Source organism: Paenibacillus sp. sgz302148 (assembly GCF_056120465.1).
In genome coordinates, this window is the sequence record NZ_JBVYOJ010000057.1 from 1 (window position 1) to 1,202 (window position 1,202).

Here is a 1,202-nt window from a genome sequence, read left to right on the forward strand (position 1 = left end):
ATCACACGTTTACCCTTTTGGCTTCACTTTGTGTCATTTGGTCCCTCCTTGATGTATGTTTAGGAAAAGTTCGGTAAAATGGATTTCGTACAAATCTTGTTGTTCGACAAAAAAGGAGGACCCAGCATCATGCATCCGCAAAATACTTCCCTTCATCCTGCCGTTTATCGGGATTACACCGGCGATGTATACACCGATGAGCAAATCGTGAACATGTTCCTGGCCACTTGCGATCGTTCACCTTACACGTTGAGAAATTACAGAAATGCAATCGCTCAATTCATGCAATTTATCGGTTATCATCCGCTTGGCAAAGTGACATGGCGACAAATCGAGGTATTCAAAATCGGCTTAATCAAAGGATTCGGCAGCAAAACAGGCAAGTCGCACGCCCCGGCCACCGTTGCCAATCTCATCGCCCCGCTTCGATCACTGTACAAATGGGGAAGCGACCCCAATATCGGGATCTTCAGCCATAACCCGACGACTTGCATCAAAACGCCGAAGGTCACCGTCACAAGTACGAAGCACTACTTAACGAAACGAGAGGTTAGCCGCTTGATCGATCAATTGAAAAAACAGGGGGAGCGAGATTATGTAATTGGCGTAGCGCTAGTGCTGCTAGGGCTTCGCGTCTCGGAATTGATTTCGATTAAATGGGAGGATTTTCATAGCGACCCGTCCGACACTTCCGTCTGGTTAACGGTTATGGAAGGCAAGGGCGGCAAGCAGCGCGAGGTTAAAGTACCGAAATCACTATGGGATCTGTTCCAAAATATGCCCAATTACCCCAGGGCAGGACAAAGCCGCAATGAGCGGGTATTCCCTATTACAACCCGACAAGTGGAACGGATTTTTCAGACAGCCCGAGAGCTTTGCGATTTAGGCAAAAAAGTAACGCCTCACTGGCTGCGCCATACGAACGCAACCTTGGCCCTGCTTAACGGTGCCTCGCTTCAGCAAGTACAAGAGACGCTCGGCCATGCGCAAATCAATACGACGCAGCGGTACATGCATACGGTTGATCAAATCAAAAAAGCAGCCCCGGATTTTGTCGAGGACTGCCTGAGGGATATCATGTGATTCTACGAACTATCTTGACGAGATATAGTTTTTTATCCGAAAATCTGATAATATGGAAAATGGTATGTCGCATTTTACCAAAATTTTAGAGAAAATGTCGAACAACAAGATTTGTACGA

General features: G+C 46.8%; 1 protein-coding gene. It reads left to right on the top strand.

Annotated features, from left to right (window positions below):
* Positions 1-129: 129 nt before the first annotated feature.
* Positions 130-1,083: a tyrosine-type recombinase/integrase gene (locus AC0LWM_RS32355; RefSeq protein ID WP_474679163.1), complete on the top strand. Its 954-nt coding sequence runs from the start codon at positions 130-132 to the stop codon at positions 1,081-1,083.
* The last annotated feature ends 119 nt before the right edge of the window (positions 1,084-1,202 follow it).

Bases quoted from the DNA above. Each gene is read 5' to 3' on its own strand.
- AC0LWM_RS32355 (WP_474679163.1), top strand. From the start codon at position 130: ATGCATCCGCAAAATACTTCCCTTCATCCTGCCGTTTATCGGGATTAC.